The sequence below is a fragment of the Streptomyces sp. NPDC054770 genome (assembly GCF_053611985.1).
Genome location: NZ_JBSHBL010000110.1, coordinates 1 through 22,413 on the forward strand (window position 1 = coordinate 1; position 22,413 = coordinate 22,413).

The window sequence follows — 22,413 nt, forward strand, 5'->3', positions numbered from 1 at the left end:
CGGCCGGTGAGGCGGTCCCGTAGGCGGCGATCCGGGTCCAGGCGTCCCGGAAGAACACCCCGCCGGCGCCGGCGTGGGCGACCCCGGCCGTCTCGGCCGCCTCCAGCGGGCGGGTGTCGAGCCGGCCGGCGGTGACCGCACGCAGGAAGGCGTGGGTGGCCACCGGGTACTGGTCGGCGGCGGCGAGCAGCAACAGCAGCCGGGTCTCGTCGGGCAGGGCGCGGATCTCCTGGCGCAGGGCATGGAGCAACCCCGGTGCCAGTTCGGCCGGTTCGACCGGCAGCGGGTCGGCGCCGGCCGCCTGCCGTTCGGTGAGGCGCGGCACGAGTTCGGCCAGGGCGCGCCGGTCCTCGTATACGACTCGTGTCACCCGGGCGCGGACGCCCTCGGGGAGCGCCGAAGCCGGGCACGGCCCCGCGTCGGTCGGGTGCGGTGGCGAAGTGCGGTCGAGAGGTGGGGGGTTCACCGGTATCACCACACCAAAGACGTTACTGGCGAGTTAGTTGACTCGTAAAGACTGGCGACTTCACCGATGCGGCGCGCGTAGACCCGTCCTGACACTCCTGAACAACCCCACCCGTTTCAGGAGGCATCATGCAACGCGCCAAGCGTCGCATCGCAACCGCTCTGTCGGCGATAGCCGGTTCGCTCCTTCTGTCCCTCCCCCTGACCGCCGGCACCGCACACGCGGCGAGCCACGAGCCGATCGTGTTCGTGCACGGTCTGAGCAGCGACTCCAGCAGCTGGAACGACTGGATCGCGGACTTCGAGGCGGACGGCTACTCGTCCTCCGAGCTGTACGCGATCTCGTACGACTGGACGAAGTCGAACGTCACCACCGCCTCGACGCTGTCGGCCTACATCCAGTCCGTCCTCTCCCAGACCGGCGCCTCGAAGGTCGACCTGGTGGTCCACTCCATGGGCGCGCTCAACAGCCGCTACTACCTCAAGAACCTCGGCGGGACCTCCTACGTGGACCACTTCGTGTCGGTCGCCGGGGTGAACCACGGCACCAGCATCGCCTCGCTGTGCGGGTGGCTGTACACGTCCTGCAAGGAGATGACGACGGGCAGCTCGTTCCTGACCGCCCTGAACTCCGGTGACGAGACGCCCGGCAGCGTCTCGTACGCGGCCTACTGGTCGGACTGCGACGCGGCGATCGACCCGGACACCTCGGCGGAGCTGAGCGGGGCCACCAACGTCGACGTCGGCTGCATCTCGCACGAGGACATGAACAACGACCACGGCGTCTACGAGCAGGTGCGGGACTTCATCTCCTAGGACCTGCGGCCGGGGGGTGCGGCGGGCCCGCTCGGGGGACAATCACCGTAGACCTGCTTCCGTCGGGAGGTCCGTCATGCGGCTGATGTCCGCCGGCGCCGGGACACCGGCGCGGGATCCCGTCCACCACCCGCTGTTCGCGCGTTTCTACGCCCGCTTCAGCGTCACCGCCGAGACCAGACTCGGGATGGCCGCGATCCGGGAGCGGCTGCTCTTCGGGCTGTCCGGGCGGGTGATCGAGATCGGCGCGGGCAACGGGCTCAACTTCGCCCGGTATCCCGGTTCGGTCGCGGAGGTCGTGGCCATCGAACCGGAGCGCACCCTGCGGCAGTTGGCGGCGGACGCGGCCGTGCGCGCCGACGTCCCGGTGGACGTGGTGCCGGGCGCGGCGGAGGCGCTGCCGGTCAAGAGCGAGGCCTTCGACGCGGCGGTGCTCTCGCTGGTGCTGTGCAGTGTCCGGGACGTGCAGCGGGCGCTCGCGGAGGTACGACGGGTGCTGCGGCCCGGCGGCGAGCTGCGGTTCTTCGAGCACGGCGCGGGCGGCGGCCCGGCGATGAGGTTCACCCAGCGGACCCTGGACCGGACGGTGTGGCCGCTGCTCAGCGGCGGCTGCCACGTGTCCCGGGAGCCGGTCGCCGAGCTGCGCGCGGCCGGGTTCGAGCTCGGCCCCTACCGCCGGGTGTTCCTGCCTGCGGACGGCCCTCGGCTGCCCTCCTCGTACTGCGCGCTGGGCGTCGCCCGCAAACCCCCGGAAGCCTGAAAGCCCGGTCGCAGGCTCCGCCGGAGTGGTCACAGGCTCCAGCGGCGCAGCTCCTGGGCGATGTCGGCGACGCTCGCCTGGCCGTTCTTGACCAGCCGGGCCAGGTCGCGGACCTGCTCGGGCGAGGTGGCGACCTTGAGGCCGCTGGCGATCAGATAGGCGTACGCGACGGAGGACGCGAACAGCGCGTTCGAGCGCTCCAGGGCCGGGACGTGGATCAGCAGCTGGAGCAGGGCGGCGGCCCGGGCGTGCGGGGTGTCGTAGACGGGGACGTCGAATATCTCGGCCTGGTGCCTGGCGACGGCGGCGATCAGCGCACCCCAGTCGGTGACCTGCGGGTCACCCGGGGTCTTCTGTTCGGCGAGCATGAGGAGCCAGGCGAGGTCGATGGTCAGGTCGCTCAAGGGATCAGTGACGGCCTTCGGTCTTGTCAGAGGTGTCGGCACCGTGCGGCTCGCCGAACTCCTCGGCGAAGACGGACTCGTACTGCTTCATGAAATCGGCGGCGGCCTCGACGAACGTCCGGCCCGCCTCACCCGTGTCCTGCATGACCAGTTCCTCTATGTAGCGGTTGACGCTCACACCGCGCGCGAGGGCGCGCTCGCGGGCCGCCTTGGCGGTGCCCTCGTCCACGCGCACGTTCAGCTGGGTCTTCGCCATACCACGAAGCTAGCGCGGATCCGCTAGCAGCGGCAAGCGCGCATCGGAATCGAAAAGTGATACCGCCTGTGGGACGGGTCACACTACGCTCGACCCGGACAAAGAGGTCGGTGATCGTCGGTGATCGGGGAGGCAGTCTTGTCCACAGCAGCTGCGGAGGCGCCTGCCGCCGACGGGACCGCGGCCCGTGCCCGCGGTCTGACCAAGGCGTACGGGGCGGGCGAGACGGCGGTGCTCGCACTGGACTCGGTGGACGTGGACATCGCCCGCGGCCGTTTCACCGCGGTCATGGGCCCGTCGGGCTCCGGCAAGTCCACGTTGATGCACTGCCTGGCGGGCCTGGACACCGTGTCGGCCGGTCAGATCTGGCTCGGCGGCACCGAGATAACAGGGCTGCGGGAGCGCGAGCTGACGCGGCTGCGCCGGGACCGGATCGGGTTCATGTTCCAGTCGTTCAACCTGATCCCGACGCTGAACGCCGCCGAGAACATCACCCTGCCCATGGACATCGCGGGCAAGAAGCCCGACGAGAAGTGGCTGGACCAGGTCATCGACACGCTCGGGCTGCGGGACCGGCTCAGGCACCGGCCGGCCCAGCTCTCCGGCGGCCAGCAGCAGCGCGTGGCCTGCGCGCGGGCGCTGGCCTCCCGCCCGGAGCTGATCTTCGCCGACGAGCCGACCGGGAACCTTGATTCCCGGGCGGGTCTGGAGGTGCTGGGCTTTCTGCGGGAGGCGGTGGACCGGCTCGGCCAGACGGTGGTCATGGTGACCCATGACCCGGGCGCCGCCGCCCATTCCGACCTGGTGCTCTTCCTCGCGGACGGCCGGATCGTGGACCGGATGGAGGGGCCGACGGCGGACGCCGTGCTCGAACGCATGAAGCGTTTCGACGTGGGACGCGGGTCCTCCGGGCCCGAGGAGGACTGACCCGGTGCTCAAGGCGACCCTGCGCAGCTTCCTCGCGCACAAGGGACGGCTGATGCTGTCCGCGCTGGCCATCGTCCTGTCCGTGGCGTTCGTCGCGGGCAGCCTGATCTTCTCCGACACCGTCACCCGCACCTTCGACCGGCTGTTCGCCTCCACCTCCGCCGATGTCACGGTGGAGCCGAAGGAGGACCTCAAGTCGTCGGTGCCGACCGGTGCCGTCCAGACCGTGCCGGCCGCGCTGGCGGGCGAGGTGGCGAAGGTCGACGGGGTCGCGGACACCCACGCGGACGTCTCCGTGCAGAACATCGTGGTGGTCGACAGCCACAACAAGTCGGTCGGCCCGACCACCGGCGCCCCGACCATCGCCACCGACTGGTACCTCACCCACCGCAGCCCCGTGAAGCTCACCTCGGGGCATGCCCCGCAGGGCGCCGGCCAGGCCCTCCTCGACGCGGACACCGCCGACAAGAAGCACATCCGGATCGGCGACACGCTGACCGTGCAGGCCCAGCCCGGCACCTTCAAAGTCGAGATCGTCGGCATCGCCACCTTCACCACCACCAACCCCGGCGCGGCCCTGGTCTTCCTGGACCCGTCGGTGGCCGCGAAGGAGCTGCTGGGCTCCCCCGGCCGGGCCACCAGCATCTCGGTGGACGCGGCGCAGGGCGTGACGGACGCCGAGCTCAAGGGCCGGATCGGCGCGGCGATCGGGACCGGCACGTACGACCTGAAGACCGCCGACGAGCAGGCGAAGTCGTCGGCCGCGGACCTCGGCGGCTTCCTCGACGTCATCAAGTACGTGATGCTGGGATTCGCGGGCATCGCGACGCTCGTGGGCGTCTTCCTCATCGTCAACACCTTCTCCATGCTGATCGCCCAGCGCACCCGGGAACTCGGACTGCTGCGCGCCCTGGGCGCCGACCGGCGGCAGGTGCGGCGGTCCGTGCTCACCGAGGCGGTGCTGCTGGGTCTGGCCGGTTCGACGCTCGGCCTGGGCGCCGGGGTCGGGCTGGCGTTCGGGCTGATCAAGCTGATGACCGCGTTCGGGATGAACCTCAAGACCACCGAGATGGTCATCGGCTGGGGCACGCCGGTCGCGGCGTACGTCGTGGGGGTCGGCGTCACCTTCGTCGCCGCGTATCTGCCCGCCCGGCGCGCGGCCACGGTGTCGCCGATGGCGGCGCTCGCCGACGCCGAGATCGCCGGGGTGGGCAAGCCGCTCAGGACGCGGGCGATCGTGGGCGGGGTGGTCGGGGCGCTCGGGGCGGCGGCCCTCGCGGGCTGTGCCGCGGCCTCCAAGACCGCCTCCGCCGCCTCGCTGCTCGGCCTCGGGGTCGTCCTGACCCTGATCGCGACCGTCATCGCCGGACCGCTGCTGGTCCGCCCCGTGATCCGGGTCCTCGGTGGCGCCTTCCCCGCCCTCTTCGGCCCGGTCGGCCGGATGAGCCAGCGCAACGCCCTGCGCAACCCGCGCCGTACCGGTGCCACCGCCGCCGCGCTCATGGTGGGGCTCGCCCTGGTCGGCGGGATGTCGGTGGCCAGCGCCTCCATGTCCAAGTCCTTCGACCAGCAGATCGACAAGACGCTGGGCGCCGACTTCGTCATCCAGAACAGCAGCTTCCTGCCGTTCACCCAGGAGGTCACCGACAAGGTGCGCGACACCGCGGGCGTGGGGCTCGTGGTCCGGCAGCGCTTCACTCCGGTGGCGGTACGGCTGCCGGACGGCAAACGGGTCACCACGACCGCCGCCGGGTACGACCCCCAGGTCGACGAGGTCGCCCATGTCGCCTACAAGGGCGGCGACACCGCGGCCGCGCTGGCCGCGGGCAGCCTCGGCATGGACGTCACCTTCGCCGAGGACCACAAGGTGCGCCTCGGCAGCGTGCTCCCGGTCGAGTTCCCGGGCGGGAAGCGGGCCGAGATGAAGGTGGGCGCCCTCAGCGACCAGGACAGCGGCAGCGGCTTCGGCACGCAGGGCGGGCTGTTCTTCGGCATCGCCACCGTGCAGAAGTACGTCCCCGACGGCCAGGACTCGTCGCTGTACGTCAACCGGGCCCAGGGCACCGGCGCCGACCAGTTGCGCTCGCGGCTGGAGAAGACGCTGGCGCCGTATCCGCAGGTGCAGGTCCGCGACCAGGCCGACTACAAGAAGCTGGTGCACGACCAGATCGCCGTGCTGCTGTACCTCGTGTACGCGCTGCTCGGCCTGGCCATCGTGATCGCGGTGCTCGGGGTGGTCAACACCCTGGCCCTGTCGGTCGTGGAGCGCACCCGGGAGATCGGGCTGCTGCGCGCGATCGGGCTGGCCCGGCGGCAGCTGCGCCGGATGATCCGGCTGGAGTCGGTGGTGATCGCGGTGTTCGGCGCGGTGCTGGGGCTGGGGCTCGGCCTGGTGTGGGGCGTGTGCACCCAGCAGGTCCTGGCACTGCAGGGCATGAAGGCCCTCGCCGTCCCGTGGGGCACGATCGTCGCGGTCGTGATCGGCTCGGCGGTGGTCGGCATCGTGGCCGCACTGCTGCCCGCGCTGCGTGCATCGCGCATGAACGTGCTGGCGGCCATCGCGCACGAGTGACTCAGGTCATCCACTGCTGAGGAGAGTTCATGCCGCGCCCGTTCCGCTTCGGGGTCAACCTGCTCACGCCCGCGTCCGCCGGCGAGTGGCGTGCCAAGTGCCGGCGCGTCGAGGAACTCGGGTACGACGTGCTCCTCGTCCCCGACCATCTCGGCATGCCGGCACCGTTCCCCGCGCTGGTCGCGGCGGCCGAGGCCACCGAGCGCCCGCGGCTCGGCACCTTCGTGCTCAACGCGGCCTTCTGGAACCCGACTCTGCTGGCCCGGGAGGTGGCGACGACCGCCGCGCTGACCGGCGGCCGTCTCGAACTCGGGCTGGGCACCGGCTATGTGCAGGCGGAGCACGACCGGGCCGGGCTGCCGTTCGGCTCGCCGCGCGAGCGGGTGGACCATCTGCGGCGCACGGTCGAGGAGTTGTCGAAGTCCGAAGGGTGCGGGGTGCCGTTGCTGATCGGCGGCAACGGCGACCGGATGCTGCGGCTGACCGCCGAGCACGCGGACATCGCGGCCTTCGCCGGGGCCCGCCTGACGCCGGGCGACACGGAGGGCCGGCTGGAGCCGGTCACGGCGGAGGAACTCGACGAACGGGTGTCCCGCTACGGGGAGTTGGCGGCAGCCCGAGCCGAACCCGCCGAACGCAACCTGCTCATCCAGATCGTGGCGATCACCGACGACCCGTCGTCCGCGCTCGGCCCCCTGCTGGAGCGGCGGCCGGAGCTCACCCTGGAACAGGCCCTGGCCCTGCCGACCATCCTCGTCGGCACGCTGGAGGAGGTCGTCGCACAGGTGCGGGGGCTGCGCGAGCGGTACGGGATCTCGTACCTGACCGTGCTGGAGCCGTACATGGAGGCATTCGCTCCGGCGATCACGGCACTGTCCGCGTAGCGGAATCGGCCGGTGGGCGTGAGCGGTCGCGCGGGGATCTGTCGGGTGGTCACTAAGTCAAGCCCGGCGCCCGCCGCCGGTCACTCGCCCCGGGCGGGTGCCAGTCCACCGGCGGCGGCAGCGTGCCCTGCGCGATTATGTTCGCGTAGACGCTCTCCAGCGCCTGGCTCAGCGGCCCGACAAGCTCGCTCGGCAAGCCGTCGAAGAACAGGCGACGCACGAGTTCCACATGTCCCAGAGCCGCGGCCTCGAGCACCTTCCGGCCGTGTCGGGTCAGACTCACCTCGGTCACGCGCCGGTCGTTCGCGGACAGGCTGCAGCTCACCAGTTCCCGCTTCGCCATCCGCCGCACGTGGTGCGAGACCCGGCTGCGCTCCCAGCCGATCTGCGCGGCCAGCACCGTGATCGGCATCGGGCCCCCGTCGGCGACGCTCAGGGCCGTCAGGACGTCGTAATCCGGCAGGGACAGATCGCTGTCGGACTGCAGCTGGCGATTCATCTCGTAGGTCAGCCGCAGCTGAACCCGGATGTACGCCAGCCAGGCTCGTTGCTGTTCGCCGTCGAGCCACCCGCCCTCGGGCACCGGTGCGCCGCCATTGGCATTGCGTGACATATCACCTATGCTTCCTGTCCAGCACACCGTCGAGGCGTGCCGCCCCCTATCATCTCGCGCGGACCGCCAGGAGCAGGAGGTACCGATGCCGTACGCAGCAGTGCTCACCGGATACGGATCGCCCGAGACGCTCGTGTGGTCGGAAGTCGCCCTGCCCGTACCCGGGCCCGGCCAGATCAGGATGCGCGTACACGCGGCGGGAGTCGGCCCGACCGACCTCAAGATCCGGCGCGGCGAGCTCCGAGAGGTCTTCCCGCTGCCCGACCCCGCCGTTCTCGGCTTCGAGGCCGCCGGCACCGTCGACGCCCTCGGTCCGGGCGTAACCGGCGTGTCGCCGGGTGACGAGGTCGCCGCCCAGCTGCCCACGCTCGGCGGGTACGGCGAATACGCCCTCGCCTCGGCCTGGACCGTCAAACCGGCGACCGTCAGCTGGGCCGACGCCGCAGCGCTGCCCGCCTCGGCCGAGGCCGCCGTCGGCGTCCTGCGTCAGCTCGGCGTCACCTCCGGCGAGACTCTGCTCGTTCTCGGCGGCGGAGGCTCGGTCGGCGTGATCGCCACCCAGCTGGCCGTGTCCCAGGGCCTCACAGTCTTCAGCGCCACCGGCCCGAGCGACGAGCAGTTCGCCAAGGATCTCGGCGCGATCCCGGTCCGCTACGGATCGGCGCTCCTTGCGCAGATGCGCGCGCACGTCGGCAAGGTGGACGCCGTCTTCGACGCCGGAGGCAAGGGCGGTCTCCGCGACGCTGTCGAACTCGCCGGCGGCCCCGCGCGCGTGATCACCCTCGCGGACGAGCACGCGGCCGACTTCGGCGTCGCCCTCTCCGCCCCCACCCCGGACCGCGCCCCCGACGCGGTCGAGCAGACCATGCCACTACTCGCTTCCGGGCAACTCCGCCTGCGTGCCCAGCGGCTGCTGCCGATGCGGGACGCCGAGCAGGCGCACGCCCTCCTCGAAGGGGGCACAGCGCACGAAAAGCTCATCCTCACCGCTTAGCGGCCTGTCGCAGCGTTCTGTCAAGATCAACCGCAAGGGGAGCCGGATGGAGAGCCCAATCGAGGTCGTGCGCAGGTTTTGCGCGGCGTGGTCGGACAACACCGGGGCCGCCGAACTGGCGGCATTTTTCACCGACGACGCCGTCTACCACAACATCCCGCTGGCGCCGGTCACCGGCCGGGAGGCCATCGCCGACACCATCACCTCGTTCATCCGCCCTGGCCCGCCAGGCATTGAGCACATCGAGTTCCGCGTCATCAACATCGCAGCCGCCGGGCCGATCGTGATGACCGAGCGAGTGGACGTCTTCAAGCTCCCCGACAAATCGTTCGAACTGCCGGTCATGGGAACCTTCGAGGTCACTGATGGCAAGATCAACGCCTGGCGCGACTATTTCGACATGAACCAGTTCACCAGCCGGATGGGATAAGGCCCGGACCTCCTCGGCGCTCGAGCTCACATTGAGGTTTTTCATCCTGATTTCGCAGGCGGGATGGGGCGGCCTGGGTTCGGTCGGGTGTGATCGGGCTGGTCGGCGGTCGTGATCGTCTGTCAGCGGGTGATCTCGGCGTTGGTCAGCACGAGCAGGGCGCGCGGCGACTCGGTGGCGTGCCGGGCGTTCATCCGTACCTGGTCCAGTCTCGGGGCCTTGGCCGCCGGCAGCCCGATGGCCTCCAGGACCCAGCGGCGCACCGTCGAGGCCGCCACGACACGGGATGTCGGCCTTCTGTGTCACCGTCGCCGGCCCGGTCAGGGACGGGGCGTGCACTTGCCACGCACGCCCTCGACGTTCTTGGCGGCGATCGGCACACCGAGCTGTTCGCACACGTCCCGACAGGCCACTGCCCGCGGCGGCGCAGCGATCAGCGTCAGGAACCGCTGGTACTCCGCGGGAAGATCGGCCATGCCCCGTGCCCGGGGCCGGTGGGGCAGGCTCCGCCGTCGGTCGTAGGGCCTGCGAGACCGGGCGGCGCTGCAGACACGGACGAGTGACCCGACACGGCAGACGGCACGGGTTCCCTCCGGTCTTCTCCAACTATCCTGGAATCATTGCGTGTTGAGCCAGACGCGTTCGTGAACCGGCTACGATCCGAGCGGCTCCACAAGTCGTCGTCGCCCGCGAGACCGGAATCAGAAGTCCGGGAACCGCCGGATGCCCGAGTCGCATCGGTACAGGGGCGGGGCACACGTCGACTCGACAGTTCCCCCCGCGACGCGGGGTACGGCGAGCACTGGACGAGCACGCGACAAAGGCCGGGATCGTGGCGTATGCGAGAGGCCTGCACATGTGCGGTGCCCTGGTGGTGTGCGGGTTGCTGCTGGTCGGCTGCACAGCGGGCGGAAACGGGGGCGACACGAAGACCGGGGCGACTGCGGACGCGAGCACGGGCGAGGCCTTACCGACGGCGACGGCCTCGCCGACGGCCTCGCCGACCTTCGAAACGGATCCCGCGAAGCAGCCGAGAACCGCGGACCAGGCACGGGCGCTGATCAGGAAAGTGATCGCCGGTCCGGAGTTGTTCGGGCAGAGCGTGGTACGGACGACACCGTACGAGAGCGACCCGAGCCGCTGGGCACTTCTGAGCGACGGCTGCGCCTGGCAGTTGGAGAAGCTGCCCGCTGGCGTACTGGCCACGCTGACCCGGCACTTCGAGGTGCCCGCCGGGGGCGGCAAGGGGCTGGTGCGACTGTCTGCCACGATCACCGTGCACCGTAACGGTGCTGGACACGGCCTGGGAACAGACCGGAATGGTGGAGGAGTCCTTCGGCTGCCAGAAGGAGCTTCTGCGGCCGGGTGAGCAACTCACGGAACTGAGCTCGACCGTGTACGCGCGGGGCGAGGGACACAACGACTACAGCGACGAGTCGCTGGAGGAGACGGGCCTGTGCGTGAGTGACTCCCGCGGCGGCCCGTATCCGTACAAGTACGACCAGGCCGCGCTGGGCCCCGTGGTGGTCAGCACCTCCGTGTGCGGGGGCCGGGGACGCGCAGTGGACGACCTGTGGGCCCTGGTCCAGAGAGCCCTGCCCAGGATGCTGCTGAACGTGAAGTACGAGATCGGGAGCGACGCCGCGTTGGGAAACGCCTCGCCGGAGCCGGACACCTCGGCCGGTGCGGGCACGTCGACGCCGAGGGCGAAGTCGGACCCGGAGGAGGGTGCGTGATGGAGCGTCTGCTTCCCTCCGATCCGTCCCGCCTCGGCGGCCGCCGGCTGCTGGGACGGCTGGGCGCCGACGGCATGGGCGTGGTCTATCTGGCCCGTACCGAGGCCGGGGAGCTGGCCGCGGTGAAGGTGATCCAGCCGGAGTACGCCGACCAGGCGGAGTTCCGGGCCCGGTTCCGCCGGGAAGTGGTCTCCGCCCGGCGGGTGGACAACCCGTGGGTGGTGCCGGTGGTGGGCGCCGACACCGAGGCCGGGGCACCGTGGCTGGCCACGGCGTTCGTGCCGGGGCCGCCGCTGGCCGAGGCGGTCCTCGCCTGCGGGCCGCTGCCGACGCGCGCGGTGCGGGTCCTGGGCAAGGTGCTGGCGCGGGCCCTGGCCGCGGTGCACGACGCCGGTCTGGTGCACCGGGACGTCAAACCCGGCAACATCCTGCTCGCCCTCGACGGGCCCCGGCTGATCGACTTCGGCATCGCGCGGCCCACGGCTGCCGGGGAGACGGAACTGACCTCGGACAGCGTGGTGGTGGGCACGCCCGGTTTCCTCTCTCCCGAGCAGGCACGGGCCCTGGAGGTGGGCCCGGCGAGCGATGTGTTCTCCCTCGGCTGCGTGCTGGCGTACGCGGCCACCGGCCGGCCTCCGTTCGGCACCGGCGCGGCGGACGCGCTGCTGTACCGGACCGTCCATGACACACCGGACCTGGACGGCACCGACGACGCCGAACTGCGCACGCTGCCTCAGCGGTGCCTGGACAAGGAGCCCGCGGCCCGGCCCACGGCGGCCGAGGTGGACACGGAGCTGGTGGAGGACGCCCCGGCCGACTCCATCGACTGGCTGCCGGACGCCGTGGTCGCCGTGGTCGCCGACCGGTCCGCCGAGATGCTGGCCCTGCCCGGTGTCGAACCGACCGAGGTCTCCGCGGACGGTGGGCCGGACACCGGCGCCGGGGCGCCGGGGCGCCGCCGGGTCCTGGCACTGGCCGCGGGCGGCGCGGCCCTGGTCGCGGCGGGCGGCGGCGCTGCCCTCTGGGCGGCGCTGCGCGGCGACGACAAGGAGGATGCGGCGGCGAGGTCCACCGGCCCCCGCTGGGTCCTGGGCGTCCATGCGGACCTGAGCGGACCGCAGAAGGAGGCCGGGACGGCGCAGGAGCGCGCCGCCCGGCTGGCCGTGGAGGAGTTCAACTCCCGCAAGGACAAGCCGTTCACCCTCGCCCTCCGGGCGGCGGACGACCGGGGTGAGGCGGCCCGGGCGGAGCAGGTGGCCAGGCAGCTGACCGGCGAGGACGATGTGCTCGCCGTCCTCGGCCCCACCGGCTACGCCTCGGCCGAGGCCGCCCTGGAGGTCTACGAGGGAGCCGGGCTGTCGGTACTGACCGTGTCCGAACTCTCCCTCACCGCCGTACAGTCGGCCCTGCTGGCCGAGCTGCAAATGGAGCAAGGCCGACCTCAGATTCCAGGCCGAGCAGATCGCCACCCAGCGACTGCACAACTCCGGCCACAACTGCATCGCCACCCAGACGCTGATCCTGTCCGCGGAGTGGAAGCAGAAGGAAGAGTTCCTCGCCGAGCTGCGCCGCGTCTTCGACCGCCTGCCCCGACGCGAGCCGTGGTACCCCGGCTCCGAACGCAAGATGGACGCCGCCCGCAGTTCCTACCCCGAAGCCGAGGACCACTCCGGCCGCCTGTTGGTCGAGGTGTCCGAAGCCACGAGCAGAGACCTCTTCGCGACCGAGTACTTCTCACCCGTGCTCGGCCACACCGCTCTCGCCGGCACGGGCGCGGAGTTCTTCCGGGCCGCGGTGGAGTTCGCCAACACCGAACTGGACGGCACCCTCGGCGCGAGCATCGCCGTAGCCCCGAAGGACAAGCGGGCGATCAAGGACTTCGACGACATCCTCGCCGGGCTCCGCTACGGCTCCATCGGCGTCAACGCGTGGAGCGCGGTGGCGTTCCTGGGCGCCCCCTTCACCTGGGGCGCGTTCCCCGGCAACACATTGGACCAGGTGGGCTCCGGCATCGGGGTCGTCCACAACGCCCACCTCATCGACAACACCGAACGCTCGGTCGTCTACGGCCCCTTCCGCACCTTCCCGCGCTCGGTTCTGCACGGCGAGAACTCGTTGTTCCCGCGACCGCCGTGGTTCGTGACGGCCAGGACAGCGCACCGCAGTGGAGCCAAGTTGTCCGCGTTCGCAGCGAGGCCCAGCTGGCTCAAGCTTCCCGGAATCTTCGCCGACGCATTCCGCGGCTGACTCTCTGCACCCCACAACCGGCGAAGGAGCACACCATGACCAGCATCAAGAGCACGTATCCCGACGTGGAGATCCCGTCGGCCAGCGTGTACGACTACATATTCGGCTCGCTGAGCGAGACCGCTCTCGGCCGGACGGCGGTCGTCGACAGTCACCGCACGCTGACCTACGGCGAGCTCAGACAGGCGGTGGACCGGTTCGCGGGCGCCCTCGCCGCTCGCGGGGTCGCGCCGGGCGACGTCGTGGCACTGCATGCGCCGAACGGTTCCGGTTTCGCGATCGCCTTCCACGGGATCCTGCGTGCCGGGGCCACCGCGACGGCGCTCAACGCGATGTACGCCCCGCACGAGATCGCGGGCCAGCTACGCGATTCCGGCGCGTCGACGTACGTCACGGTCTCGTCGCTCCTGCCCGGCGCGCTGGCGGGCGCCCAAGAGGCGGGTCTCGGCCGGGACGCCTTCATCGTGCTGGACCCGACCGAGGGCTACCCGTCGTTGCCCGACCTGCTCGGCCAGGACGCGGCCGCACCCGACGTCACCGTCGACCCGACCACCCACCTCGCGGTGCTGCCGTACTCCTCGGGCACGACCGGCCTGGCCAAGGGCGTCATGCTCACCCACACCAACCTCACCGCCAACATCGCCCAGTGCGAGCCGATGCTGGAGGTGGCCGAGCGCGACACGGTGCTCGCGGTGCTGCCGTTCTTCCACATCTACGGCATGAACGTCCTGCTGAACCTGACCCTCAGAGCACGCGGCACGCTGGTCACCATGGACCGGTTCGACCTGGCGGAGTTCCTGACCAGGATCCAGGAGAACCGCTGCACCTTCCTCTACATCGCCCCGCCGGTAGCGGTCGCCCTGGCCAAGCACCCGATGGTCGATCAGTACGACCTGTCGAGCCTCCGGATGGTGGTCAGCGGCGCCGCACCGTTGGACGAGGCACTCGGCAACCGCCTCATGACGCGACTGGGCGTTCGACTGATGCAGGGCTTCGGCATGACCGAACTCAGCCCCGTCTCGCATCTCACCCCACTCGACGACCCGGACATGTCCGTCGGCTCGATCGGTGTGGCCGTCCCGAACCTCGAGTTCAAGGCCGTCGACCCGGCGACCGGCCAGGACGTCGCCTGGACACCAGGTCGGCGCAGCTCCGCCGGCGAGATGCTCGTGCGCGGCCCGAACGTCATGCAGGGCTACCTCGGCAACCCCGAGGCAACCGCGGCCACCATCGATCCGGACGGGTTCCTGCACACCGGGGACATCATCGAGATCGGCGCCAAGGGCGAGGTCTACGTGGTCGACCGGCTCAAGGAACTCATCAAGTACAAGGGCTACCAAGTCCCGCCGGCCGAACTCGAAGCCGTGCTGCTGACCCATCCCTCGATCGCGGACGCGGCGGTCGTGGCGCATCCCGACGAGGAAGGTGGCGAAATTCCCCGTGCGTTTGTCGTCCTCCAGGACGGCGCCCACCCGACCGCAGACGAGATCATGTCGTACGTCGCCGAACGGGTTGCCCCGCACAAGAAGGTCAGGATCGTCGATTTCATCGACGTCATCCCGAAGTCGGTGTCAGGAAAGATCCTTCGCAAGGACCTCAAGGGACGCCCGGCAACCGCCTGAGACGCCCCTCGATCGTGTGCGGCCACCGCTGACAGTGGCAGCGGTCCGGGCAGCCTCCCGGCGTGATCGACGAGCGCGGCATGGCCGGCAGGCTGAGACCGGCCGTAGCGTTCGCCGCTTTCGCGCCCCCGCACCTCCACGCGCCTGTTGCTGGGGGCGATCCAGCTGATCCGCCCGGCCGGCTTCGTGGGTATCGCCTGTGGGGGCGATCAGCGATCCTGCGCCGCCGAGATGGATCACTCCGGCTGATGCTGCTGATCTGCGGGCGGTCGCCGACCAGGTCTCCCGAACGCGGGTACCGGCCCTCGCCAACGCGGGCGCCGGGGCGGGTCAGGGCCTGGCGGCGCTGCTGGTCGCATCGGGGCAGGCCAAGGTGTGGCACCTGGTCGCACTCACCGTCGTGGGCGGTGTCACGAGCGCCTTCAGCGGGCCGACGGTCTCTGCTGTCGTGCGCGAGGTCGTGCCGGTCGACGCACTGCAGGCGGCGAAGGCTCTGCTGCGGCTGGCCCAGAACACGGTCAAGGCGGGCGGACCCGCGCTCGGCGGCATGCTCGTCGCGGTCGCCGGCGGGCCCGCGGCCCGCGGCTCGCGGCTCGCGGCTCGCGGCTCGCGGCTCGCGGCTCGCGAAAACCCTCGGACCCGGCTCGCCCCGCTTCCGCTTCCGCTTCCGCTTCCCGGCAGGGAAAACCCGCTCGCCAGAGCTGCAAGCACACTGCTTGGCTTACCTCATGAGCGAACTTCACATCCGCTGCGCCACTCTCTCGGACATCGACACCGTGCTGCGGTTCTGGCGCGACGCCGCCGAAGGAACGAGCATCAGCGACGACCGCGGCGGTGTGGACCGTCTCCTCGCCACGGATCCCGGGGCCCTGCTCCTCGCCGAACTGGACGGTGAACTCGTCGGCACGGTGATCGCGGGCTTCGACGGCTGGCGCTGCCATCTGTACCGGCTGGCCGTGCATCCCGAGCGGCGCCGCCGGGGCATCGGGGCGGCTCTGCTGACGGCCGCCGACGAGCGGTTCGTACGGCTCGGCGGGCGACGTGCGGACGCGATGGTGCTGGTGCGCAACGAGACCGCGCACCATGCCTGGCAGGCAGCGGGGTACCAGCCCCAGGAGCAGTGGCGGCGGTGGGTGAAGCCACTGGCGGACGTCGACGACTGAGGCGACTTTGCTCATCCTTTACCATTGGGGAAACCGTCGTTCCCGATGAAAGGTGTGTGAGCGTCCACCCATGGGCGAGCCTCCCGGTCCTGTCCGCCGCCGACACCGCGCGGTCCCGTCCGCCCTGTCCGATCATGGGACGGAGGTGACCCGATGACCGAAGTGCTCCTCCTGCTGGTGGCGATCCTGCTGTCGCTCGCCTGCGGTGCCTTCGTCGCGGCCGAGTTCTCGCTGACCACGGTCGAGCGCGGCGAGCTGGAGCGGGCCGTGGAGCGCGGCGAGCGCGGGGCGGCGGGCGCCCTGAAGGCCGTACGGAACCTGACCTTCCAGCTCTCGGGAGCACAGCTCGGCATCACGGTCACCAACCTGGTGGTCGGCATGCTCTCCGAGCCCTCGATCGCCAAGCTGCTGGCCGGCCCGCTGGAGGCGGTGGGCATCGGACCGTCGGCCGCGAGCTCGCTCGCCCTGGTGATCGGCACCGCGCTGTCCACGGTGTTCCTGATGGTCGTCGGCGAGCTGGTGCCCAAGAACTGGGCGATCTCCGCACCGCTGGCCGTGGCCAAGCGGGTGGGCAACGCCCAGCGCTGGTTCAGTGCGGCCTTCCGGCCCTTCATCACGCATCTGAACAACACCGCGAACCGGCTGGTACGGCGCCTGGGCATCGAGCCCGCCGAGGAGTTGGCCTCCGCACGAGGCCCCCAGGAGCTGGCCGCGCTGGCCCGGCACTCCGCCAAGCAGGGCGCGCTGGAGCCGGACACCGCCGAGCTGTTCGTGCGCACGCTCAACCTGGCCGATCTCACGGCCGAGAACGTGATGACCCCGCGCGTCCAGGTGGTCGCCCTGGAGGTCCGGGCGACCTGCGAGGACGTGGCGAACGCGACCCGGGCCACCGGCCTGTCCCGGTTCCCGGTCTACCGGGACAGCCTGGACTCGGTCGTCGGCACCGCCCACATCAAGGACATCGTGGCCATGCCCGTCGAGGAGCGGGCCCGGGTCCGGGTGGCCCAGGTGATGCGCGAGCCGCTGCTGGTCCCCGAGTCCCTGACCGTCGACCGCCTCCTGGACCGGCTCGGCGGCCGGCGCACCATGGCCGTCGTCATCGACGAGTACGGCGGTACGGCCGGGGTCGCCACCCTGGAGGACATCGTCGAGGAGGTCGTCGGCGAGGTCCGCGACGAGCACGACCCGCACGAGACGCCCGACCTCGCCCCGGCCGGCGCCGACGCGACGGGCCGCGCGCTCTACTCGGCGGACGGCGCGGCCCGGATGGACCAGCTCGCGCGCGTGGGCCTGCGGGTGCCCGAGGGGCCGTACGAGACGCTGGCCGGGCTGGTCGCGGCCGAGCTGGGCCGGATACCCGAGACCGGGGACGGCGTCGAGGTGGCCGGCTGGCGGCTGGACGTGGTCGACGCGTCGGGGCGGCGGGCGGCCCGGGTGCTGCTGCACGCGCCGCTCGACGCCGACACGGAGCAGGAGGGGCAGCGGTGACCGCCGTACAGTTGCTGATCGGTTTCGCGACGCTGGTCGTGAACGCCTTCTTCGTGGGCGCCGAGTTCGCGTTGATCTCCGTACGCCGGTCCCAGATCGAGCCGCACGCCGAGGCCGGCGACCGGCGGGCCAGGAGCGTGCTGTGGGGGCTGGAGCACGTCTCCGCGCTGCTGGCCGCCGCCCAGCTGGGCATCACGCTGTGCACGCTAGTGCTGGGTGTGGTCGCGGAGCCCGCGATCGCGCATCTCCTGGAGCCGGTGTTCCACGCGCTCGGCGTGCCCACGAGTGCCGGGCATGCCGTGTCCTTCGTGATCGCGCTGGCCCTCGCGACCTACCTGCACATGCTGCTCGGCGAGATGGTGCCGAAGAACGTGGCGCTGGCCGAGCCGGTGCGCAGCGCGCTGCTCCTCGGCCCTCCCCTGGTCACCCTCTCGCGGGCGCTGCGCCCGGTGATCTTCACGATCAACGCCTTCGCGAACGGCCTGCTCAAACTGCTCCGGGTGGAGACCCGGGACGAGGTATCGGCGACCTTCACGGACACCCAGCTCGCCGAGATCGTCAAGGACGCCAGCGAGGCGGGCCTGATCGACGATCGGGCGCAGGAGCGGCTGCACGACGCGCTGGAGCTGGGCCGCCGGCCGGTGCGGGACGTGGTGGTGCCGCTGGAACACGTCGTCTACGCGCGCGTGGGCGTCACCCCGGAGGAGCTGGAAAGGCTGTCGGCGGAGTCGGGCTTCTCCCGCTTCCCGGTGGTGGACGAGGGGCGCCGGATCGTCGGCTACCTGCATGTCAAGGACGCGCTGGACGCCTCGCCCCGGGACGAGGCGTTCCGGCTGCGGGACATGCGGCCGATCGCCCGGGTGCGGGAGAGCACACCGCTGGACGACGTGCTCACCGCGATGCGCGGCAGCCGCACCCACCTGGCCGGCGTGCGCGGCGACGACGGGCGGCTGGCGGGGCTGGTGACCATGGAGGACGTGCTGCGGGAGCTGTTCGGGCAGCACGCGTAGGCCGCACCGGCGGAGGTGCCGTCGCCGGAGGGAGTGACCGACTGACGGGTATGCGCCCCGGGATACGATCTCTGTCGCCATGCAGAAGAACCCGGTGCTTCCCGCACACTCCAGCCTGGTCGCGATAGGCGACTCCTTCACCGAGGGCATGTCGGACCTCCAGCCCGACGGCTCCTACCGCGGCTGGGCCGATGTCCTCGCCGTCCGGATGGCCGCCCGCAACCCCGGCTTCCGCTACGCCAACCTCGCGGTGCGCGGCAAGCTGATCGGGCAGATCGTCGAGGAGCAGGTGGACGTGGCGGTCGCGATGCGGCCCGACGTGATCACGCTGGTCGGCGGCCTCAACGACACGCTGCGCCCCAAGTGCGACATGGTCCGGGTCCGGGACCTGCTCACCGAGGCGGTGGAGCGGCTGGCGCCGGCCTGCGAGCAGCTGGTGCTGATGCGCAGCCCCGGCCGCCAGGGCCCGGTCCTGGAGCGGTTCCGGCCGCGCATGGAGGAGCTGTTCGCCGTCGTCGACGAACTGGCCGAGCGGCACGGCGCCCTCGTGGTCGACCTGTACGGGGCGCCCTCGCTGGCCGACCCCCGGATGTGGGATGTGGACCGGCTGCACCTGACGGCCGAGGGGCACCGCCGGGTCGCCGAGGCGGTCTGGCAGACCCTCGGCTACGAGCCCGAGGACACCGAGTGGCGCACGCCGATCCCGGCCACCGCGCCGCCCGGCTGGGTCGCGCGCCGGGTCGCGGACGCCCGCTTCACCAGGCAGTACCTCCTGCCGTGGATAGGCCGCCGGCTCACCGGCCGCTCCTCCGGCGACGGCCGGACAGGCGCCCACTTTAGCGCTGAGCTGGGCAAAGCCTTCTGGGTCACCCCTGCGGAGCACACAAACCCCAGCCCTGTGACGGACTGGCGACGGGTGGGGCCCTAGCTCGGAGCCCCGCCAGCTGCCATGCACCGATGACACGCGGGGCGCGGGCGAGGCCTGGGCCCGGTCGTTCGGGTGGTGTGATCGCCGTCGCTGTGCATATTCGTGCGGCCTTCTAGAGTCGTCTCGCTTTCTTCGACGGCGCCGGCGCGCCCTTGACTGTGTGCGCCGTCCGGCACCCGATGTGACACAAGCGGCCTCCATCGTGTGGCGATAGAGCCGTGCCTCGAGGAGGAACGTTCATGCAGGCCAGGAGGATCGGCGCGGTCGCGGCAACGGCAGTGGCGCTGGTGGCAGCCCGCGACCTTGTCCAGAAGCGGCACGCGCTGCTGCGGAACTTCCCGGTGATCGGGCACGCTCGGTACCTGTTGGAGACGATCGGGCCGGAGCTGCGGCAGTACATCGTGACGTCCAACGAGGAGGAGCGCCCCTTCAGTCGTGACCAGCGCACCTGGATCTACGCGTCGGCGAAGGAGGAGAACAACTACTTCGGGTTCGGCACCGAGGTCGACGTCGAGCACGTCCAGGGGCACGCCTACCTGAAGCAGCGCACCTTCGCCGGCGCTCTGCCCGACGTGCACGACCCGCAGGCCCCGCTGCCCTCGGCCAAGGTGCTGGGCGGTCCGCGCGGGCGCGCCAAAGCCTTCCGGCCGGCGAGCGTCGTGAACATCTCGGCGATGAGCTTCGGCTCGCTCTCCGGCGCGGCCATCACGGCGCTCAACAAGGGAGCGGCGCTGGCGGGCACGATGCACAACACCGGCGAGGGCGGCCTGTCGCCGTACCACCGCAACGGCGGCGACTTGGTGCTGCAGATCGGCACCTCGTACTTCGGCTGCCGCAACGAGGACGGCAGCTTCAACCTCGACAAGCTCAAGGATGTGGTCGCGAGCGCCCCAGTCAAGGCGATCGAGATCAAGCTTTCCCAGGGCGCCAAACCGGGGCTGGGCGGGATGCTGCCGGGCGCCAAGGTGACCCCGGAGATAGCCGGAATCCGCGGCATCCCCGTCGGCAAGGACTGCGCCTCCCCCTCGCGGCACACCGCGTTCAGCGACGTCGACTCGATGCTCGACTTCGTCGAGCTGCTCGCCACCGAGACCGGTCTGCCGGTCGGGGTCAAGAGCGCGGTGGGCGAGCTGGACTTCTGGCAGGAGCTGGCCGCGCTGATGGCGCGTGGTGACCGTGGCGTCGACTTCGTGACCGTCGACGGCAGCGAGGGCGGCACCGGAGCGGCGCCGCGGATCTTCGCCGACTCGGTGTCGTTGCCGTTCCGGATGGGCTTCTCCCGGGTCTACGGCACTTTCGCCGAGCTCGGGCTCACCGACGAGCTGACCTTCATCGGCTCCGGCAAGCTCGGCCTGCCCGAGAACGCCGCGGTCGCCTTCGCCCTGGGCACCGACATGATCAACGTGGCCCGTGAGGCGATGCTGTCGATCGGCTGCATCCAGTCGCAGAAGTGCCACACCGACAAGTGCCCCACCGGCATCGCCACCCAGAACCAGTGGCTGGCCCGCGGCCTGGACCCGACCTCGAAGGCCACCCGGACCGCCGTCTACCTGCGCACCCTGCGCAGGGAGCTGATGAAGGTCTCGTCGGCTCTCGGCGTCGCCCACCCGGGACTCATCACCGCCGACGACATCGAGATCATGAACGGCGACTACGAGGCCCGCACCCTGGCCGGCGTCTACGGCTACAAGGACGGCTGGGGCGAGCTCGGCCCGCACCTTGCCAAGGAGATCACCGAGCTGCTCGTCTCCACGCCGACGTCCACGAACACCCGGCCGGAGTGATCGCAACGTGTCCGAAGAAGTGAGATTCAAGAGCGTCGTCGGCCCCGAGCTGGCCGGGTCGATCGACCTGCCGGAGGGCGAGGTCCGGGGCTGGGGGATCTTTGTCCACGGATTCACGCTCGGCAGGAACTCGCCGGCCGCCTCGCGGGTCAGCAAGCAGCTGGCCCGCGAGGGGATCGGCATTCTCCGCTACGACAACCTCGGGATCGGCGACTCCGACGGCGACTGGGGTGACGGTTCCTTCACCGTCAAGGTCCAGGACACCGTCCGCGCGGCAAACCTGATGGCAGAGCGGGGGACTCCGGCGGATCTGCTGGTGGGGCACTCGTGGGGAGGCGCCGCCGCCATCGCCGCGGCGGCCGAGGCAACCGGCGTCCGGGCGGTCGCCACGATCGGGGCGCCCGCCGACCCCAGCCACGTGGAACACCAGTACGACGCGGTCGTGGACCGCGTGCTCAGTGAGGGGCAGCACGAGTGGTTCGTCGGCGGGCGGACCCTGGTCCTCAAGCGTGCCTTCGTCGAGGACGTCCGCCGTGCCCGTCTGCACGAGCGGGTGCGTGAGTTGGACCAGCCGCTGCTCGTGATGCACTCGCCCACCGACGACACCGTCGACATCGCCAACGCCGGGGAGATCTTCCGCAAGGCGCGGCACCCACGAAGCTTCGTCTCGCTCGAAGGAGCAGACCATCTCCTGACCGCACGAGGGCACGCGCAGCGAGCCGCCCGCATCATCAGCGCCTGGGCCGACCAGTACATCCACGCCTCATGACCCGCAGGAAAGGGCGTTTTGGGTGTTCGAGAGGTCGTTTTTCGCCCGATTGGAGCGGCTTCAGGCACCCCAGTACTGCGCTCTCGCCCCTCGTGTGACAGGCCCAGGGGCACAGTGACGCCTCAGGAGTCACACCTCGGCGGTGGAGCTATTTTTCAAGCTCTTGATCTTGCGCAAGCAGAGGTCTATGAGAGGTTCGACGGTGTCACACCCTCGACGGCCGCGCGCCCAAGCGCCCGGAACTGCTGCCGTACGAGGCGTAGGGCCCTCCCGTGCCCGGGTGATGAATGTCAGGGGCCGGATCCACGAGTTCGGCCCGCGGCTGGAACACGCCCCCGCGGACGTCGTCCACGTGGGCCGGCGCTGGACGATGGGCGGCTGGGACCTGCCCCGCCACCCGCTGTACAACCCCTTCGCCTGCGGGAAGACCCTGGCCTGCTGGTGCGCGCCGGAGCCGTGCCACGCGGACGTCCTGGCGGAACTGGCCGAACTGCCACAGCCGTGACCTGGCTCTCGTAGCTTCGCACGAGCGGGTCTGCGGCGCT

General features: G+C 70.9%; 22 protein-coding genes and 3 pseudogenes. 19 read left to right on the forward strand and 6 right to left on the reverse strand.

Going from position 1 to position 22,413, the window contains the following annotated elements:
• Positions 1-478 (reverse strand): annotated as a pseudogene (locus ACWGKQ_RS47310) (LuxR family transcriptional regulator); the annotation flags it as partial.
• Between the two features lie 116 nt (positions 479-594).
• On the opposite strand from ACWGKQ_RS47310, the gene ACWGKQ_RS47315 reads away from it, so the two are divergent.
• Both ACWGKQ_RS47315 and ACWGKQ_RS47320 read left to right on the forward strand, forming a co-directional pair.
• A complete protein-coding gene (locus ACWGKQ_RS47315) occupies positions 595-1,281 on the forward strand; it encodes an esterase/lipase family protein (protein ID WP_453298305.1) in 687 nt (228 codons plus the stop codon).
• A gap of 76 nt (positions 1,282-1,357) precedes the next feature.
• The gene (locus tag ACWGKQ_RS47320; RefSeq protein ID WP_453298306.1) at positions 1,358-2,041 is read left to right on the forward strand and encodes a class I SAM-dependent methyltransferase; all 684 of its coding nucleotides are present in this window, start codon (positions 1,358-1,360) and stop codon (positions 2,039-2,041) included.
• Between the two features lie 29 nt (positions 2,042-2,070).
• Here ACWGKQ_RS47320 and ACWGKQ_RS47325 read toward each other — a convergent pair whose 3' ends face one another.
• Both ACWGKQ_RS47325 and ACWGKQ_RS47330 read right to left on the reverse strand, forming a co-directional pair.
• Entirely contained in the window at positions 2,071-2,445 is a 375-nt protein-coding gene (locus ACWGKQ_RS47325; RefSeq protein ID WP_453298307.1) for a fic family toxin-antitoxin system, toxin component, read from the reverse strand.
• Between the two features lie 4 nt (positions 2,446-2,449).
• A complete protein-coding gene (locus ACWGKQ_RS47330) occupies positions 2,450-2,701 on the reverse strand; it encodes a toxin-antitoxin system HicB family antitoxin (protein WP_453298308.1) in 252 nt (83 codons plus the stop codon).
• 138 nt (positions 2,702-2,839) lie between these two features.
• Here ACWGKQ_RS47330 and ACWGKQ_RS47335 point away from each other — a divergent pair, with 138 nt between their 5' ends.
• The 3 genes from ACWGKQ_RS47335 to ACWGKQ_RS47345 are packed head-to-tail and all read left to right on the forward strand — an operon-like array spanning position 2,840 to position 7,084.
• Positions 2,840-3,628, forward strand: a complete 789-nt coding sequence (locus ACWGKQ_RS47335) for an ABC transporter ATP-binding protein (RefSeq protein ID WP_453298309.1) — start codon at positions 2,840-2,842, stop codon at positions 3,626-3,628.
• A 4-nt stretch (positions 3,629-3,632) separates the two neighbouring features.
• The gene (locus tag ACWGKQ_RS47340) at positions 3,633-6,200 is read left to right on the forward strand and encodes an ABC transporter permease (RefSeq protein ID WP_453298310.1); all 2,568 of its coding nucleotides are present in this window, start codon (positions 3,633-3,635) and stop codon (positions 6,198-6,200) included.
• Positions 6,201-6,229: 29 nt separating this feature from the next.
• Positions 6,230-7,084, forward strand: coding sequence for a TIGR03621 family F420-dependent LLM class oxidoreductase (locus ACWGKQ_RS47345; RefSeq protein ID WP_453298311.1), 855 nt, complete (start codon positions 6,230-6,232; stop codon positions 7,082-7,084).
• 52 nt (positions 7,085-7,136) lie between these two features.
• Here ACWGKQ_RS47345 and ACWGKQ_RS47350 read toward each other — a convergent pair whose 3' ends face one another.
• Complete coding sequence (locus ACWGKQ_RS47350) at positions 7,137-7,697, reverse strand: MarR family winged helix-turn-helix transcriptional regulator (protein ID WP_350786294.1); 561 nt, start codon at positions 7,695-7,697, stop codon at positions 7,137-7,139.
• A gap of 85 nt (positions 7,698-7,782) precedes the next feature.
• Between ACWGKQ_RS47350 and ACWGKQ_RS47355 the strand changes: the two genes are divergently transcribed.
• Together ACWGKQ_RS47355 and ACWGKQ_RS47360 are read left to right on the forward strand one after the other, a co-directional pair.
• Positions 7,783-8,691: an alcohol dehydrogenase catalytic domain-containing protein gene (locus ACWGKQ_RS47355; RefSeq protein ID WP_453298312.1), complete on the forward strand. Its 909-nt coding sequence runs from the start codon at positions 7,783-7,785 to the stop codon at positions 8,689-8,691.
• A gap of 46 nt (positions 8,692-8,737) precedes the next feature.
• Positions 8,738-9,121, forward strand: a complete 384-nt coding sequence (locus tag ACWGKQ_RS47360) for a limonene-1,2-epoxide hydrolase family protein (protein ID WP_453298313.1) — start codon at positions 8,738-8,740, stop codon at positions 9,119-9,121.
• A 122-nt stretch (positions 9,122-9,243) separates the two neighbouring features.
• On the opposite strand, the gene ACWGKQ_RS47365 is transcribed toward ACWGKQ_RS47360, so the two are convergent.
• Entirely contained in the window at positions 9,244-9,399 is a 156-nt protein-coding gene (locus tag ACWGKQ_RS47365) for a hypothetical protein (RefSeq protein WP_453298314.1), read from the reverse strand.
• Positions 9,400-9,441: 42 nt separating this feature from the next.
• The gene (locus ACWGKQ_RS47370) at positions 9,442-9,597 is read right to left on the reverse strand and encodes a hypothetical protein (RefSeq protein WP_453298315.1); all 156 of its coding nucleotides are present in this window, start codon (positions 9,595-9,597) and stop codon (positions 9,442-9,444) included.
• 813 nt (positions 9,598-10,410) lie between these two features.
• Here ACWGKQ_RS47370 and ACWGKQ_RS47375 point away from each other — a divergent pair.
• From ACWGKQ_RS47375 to ACWGKQ_RS47430, 12 genes and pseudogenes are all read left to right on the forward strand, one after another.
• Positions 10,411-10,857 (forward strand): hypothetical protein, encoded by a 447-nt coding sequence (locus ACWGKQ_RS47375; RefSeq protein ID WP_453298316.1) that lies wholly within the window; start codon positions 10,411-10,413, stop codon positions 10,855-10,857.
• Positions 10,857-12,248 (forward strand): annotated as a pseudogene (locus ACWGKQ_RS47380) (bifunctional serine/threonine-protein kinase/ABC transporter substrate-binding protein); the annotation flags it as partial. The gene ACWGKQ_RS47375 and the pseudogene ACWGKQ_RS47380, both read left to right, overlap by 1 nt.
• 235 nt (positions 12,249-12,483) lie before the next feature.
• Entirely contained in the window at positions 12,484-13,104 is a 621-nt protein-coding gene (locus tag ACWGKQ_RS47385) for a hypothetical protein (protein WP_453298332.1), read from the forward strand.
• A 35-nt stretch (positions 13,105-13,139) separates the two neighbouring features.
• Positions 13,140-14,726, forward strand: coding sequence for an AMP-binding protein (locus tag ACWGKQ_RS47390; RefSeq protein ID WP_453298329.1), 1,587 nt, complete (start codon positions 13,140-13,142; stop codon positions 14,724-14,726).
• A gap of 199 nt (positions 14,727-14,925) precedes the next feature.
• A pseudogene (locus tag ACWGKQ_RS47395) lies at positions 14,926-15,288 on the forward strand (MFS transporter); the annotation flags it as partial.
• Between the two features lie 166 nt (positions 15,289-15,454).
• On the forward strand, positions 15,455-15,889 hold the full coding sequence (locus ACWGKQ_RS47400) for a GNAT family N-acetyltransferase (RefSeq protein ID WP_453298317.1): 435 nt from the start codon (positions 15,455-15,457) through the stop codon (positions 15,887-15,889).
• Positions 15,890-16,042: 153 nt separating this feature from the next.
• Positions 16,043-17,377, forward strand: coding sequence for a hemolysin family protein (locus ACWGKQ_RS47405; protein ID WP_453298318.1), 1,335 nt, complete (start codon positions 16,043-16,045; stop codon positions 17,375-17,377).
• Positions 17,374-18,387 carry a hemolysin family protein gene (locus ACWGKQ_RS47410; RefSeq protein ID WP_453298319.1) on the forward strand — a complete coding sequence of 338 codons (1,014 nt, stop codon included), beginning with the start codon at positions 17,374-17,376 and terminating at the stop codon, positions 18,385-18,387. Before ACWGKQ_RS47405 ends, ACWGKQ_RS47410 begins: the two co-directional genes overlap by 4 nt.
• Positions 18,388-18,466: 79 nt before the next feature.
• Entirely contained in the window at positions 18,467-19,315 is an 849-nt protein-coding gene (locus ACWGKQ_RS47415; RefSeq protein ID WP_453298320.1) for an SGNH/GDSL hydrolase family protein, read from the forward strand.
• Positions 19,316-19,554: 239 nt separating this feature from the next.
• Positions 19,555-21,099, forward strand: a complete 1,545-nt coding sequence (locus ACWGKQ_RS47420) for an FMN-binding glutamate synthase family protein (RefSeq protein WP_453298321.1) — start codon at positions 19,555-19,557, stop codon at positions 21,097-21,099.
• A gap of 7 nt (positions 21,100-21,106) precedes the next feature.
• Positions 21,107-21,868 (forward strand): alpha/beta hydrolase family protein, encoded by a 762-nt coding sequence (locus tag ACWGKQ_RS47425; RefSeq protein ID WP_453298322.1) that lies wholly within the window; start codon positions 21,107-21,109, stop codon positions 21,866-21,868.
• A 283-nt stretch (positions 21,869-22,151) separates the two neighbouring features.
• The gene (locus ACWGKQ_RS47430; protein WP_453298330.1) at positions 22,152-22,373 is read left to right on the forward strand and encodes a DUF4326 domain-containing protein; all 222 of its coding nucleotides are present in this window, start codon (positions 22,152-22,154) and stop codon (positions 22,371-22,373) included.
• Positions 22,374-22,413 lie beyond the last annotated feature (40 nt).

Coding starts and splice junctions, on each gene's coding strand:
- ACWGKQ_RS47315 (WP_453298305.1), top strand. CDS start 595: ATGCAACGCGCCAAGCGTCGCATCGCAACCGCTCTGTCGGCGATAGCC.
- ACWGKQ_RS47320 (WP_453298306.1), top strand. CDS start 1,358: ATGCGGCTGATGTCCGCCGGCGCCGGGACACCGGCGCGGGATCCCGTC.
- ACWGKQ_RS47330 (WP_453298308.1), bottom strand. CDS start 2,701: ATGGCGAAGACCCAGCTGAACGTGCGCGTGGACGAGGGCACCGCCAAG.
- ACWGKQ_RS47345 (WP_453298311.1), top strand. CDS start 6,230: ATGCCGCGCCCGTTCCGCTTCGGGGTCAACCTGCTCACGCCCGCGTCC.
- ACWGKQ_RS47350 (WP_350786294.1), bottom strand. CDS start 7,697: ATGTCACGCAATGCCAATGGCGGCGCACCGGTGCCCGAGGGCGGGTGG.
- ACWGKQ_RS47355 (WP_453298312.1), top strand. CDS start 7,783: ATGCCGTACGCAGCAGTGCTCACCGGATACGGATCGCCCGAGACGCTC.
- ACWGKQ_RS47360 (WP_453298313.1), top strand. CDS start 8,738: ATGGAGAGCCCAATCGAGGTCGTGCGCAGGTTTTGCGCGGCGTGGTCG.
- ACWGKQ_RS47370 (WP_453298315.1), bottom strand. CDS start 9,597: ATGGCCGATCTTCCCGCGGAGTACCAGCGGTTCCTGACGCTGATCGCT.
- ACWGKQ_RS47385 (WP_453298332.1), top strand. CDS start 12,484: ATGGACGCCGCCCGCAGTTCCTACCCCGAAGCCGAGGACCACTCCGGC.
- ACWGKQ_RS47390 (WP_453298329.1), top strand. CDS start 13,140: ATGACCAGCATCAAGAGCACGTATCCCGACGTGGAGATCCCGTCGGCC.
- ACWGKQ_RS47400 (WP_453298317.1), top strand. CDS start 15,455: ATGAGCGAACTTCACATCCGCTGCGCCACTCTCTCGGACATCGACACC.
- ACWGKQ_RS47405 (WP_453298318.1), top strand. CDS start 16,043: ATGACCGAAGTGCTCCTCCTGCTGGTGGCGATCCTGCTGTCGCTCGCC.
- ACWGKQ_RS47415 (WP_453298320.1), top strand. CDS start 18,467: ATGCAGAAGAACCCGGTGCTTCCCGCACACTCCAGCCTGGTCGCGATA.
- ACWGKQ_RS47420 (WP_453298321.1), top strand. CDS start 19,555: ATGCAGGCCAGGAGGATCGGCGCGGTCGCGGCAACGGCAGTGGCGCTG.
- ACWGKQ_RS47430 (WP_453298330.1), top strand. CDS start 22,152: ATGAATGTCAGGGGCCGGATCCACGAGTTCGGCCCGCGGCTGGAACAC.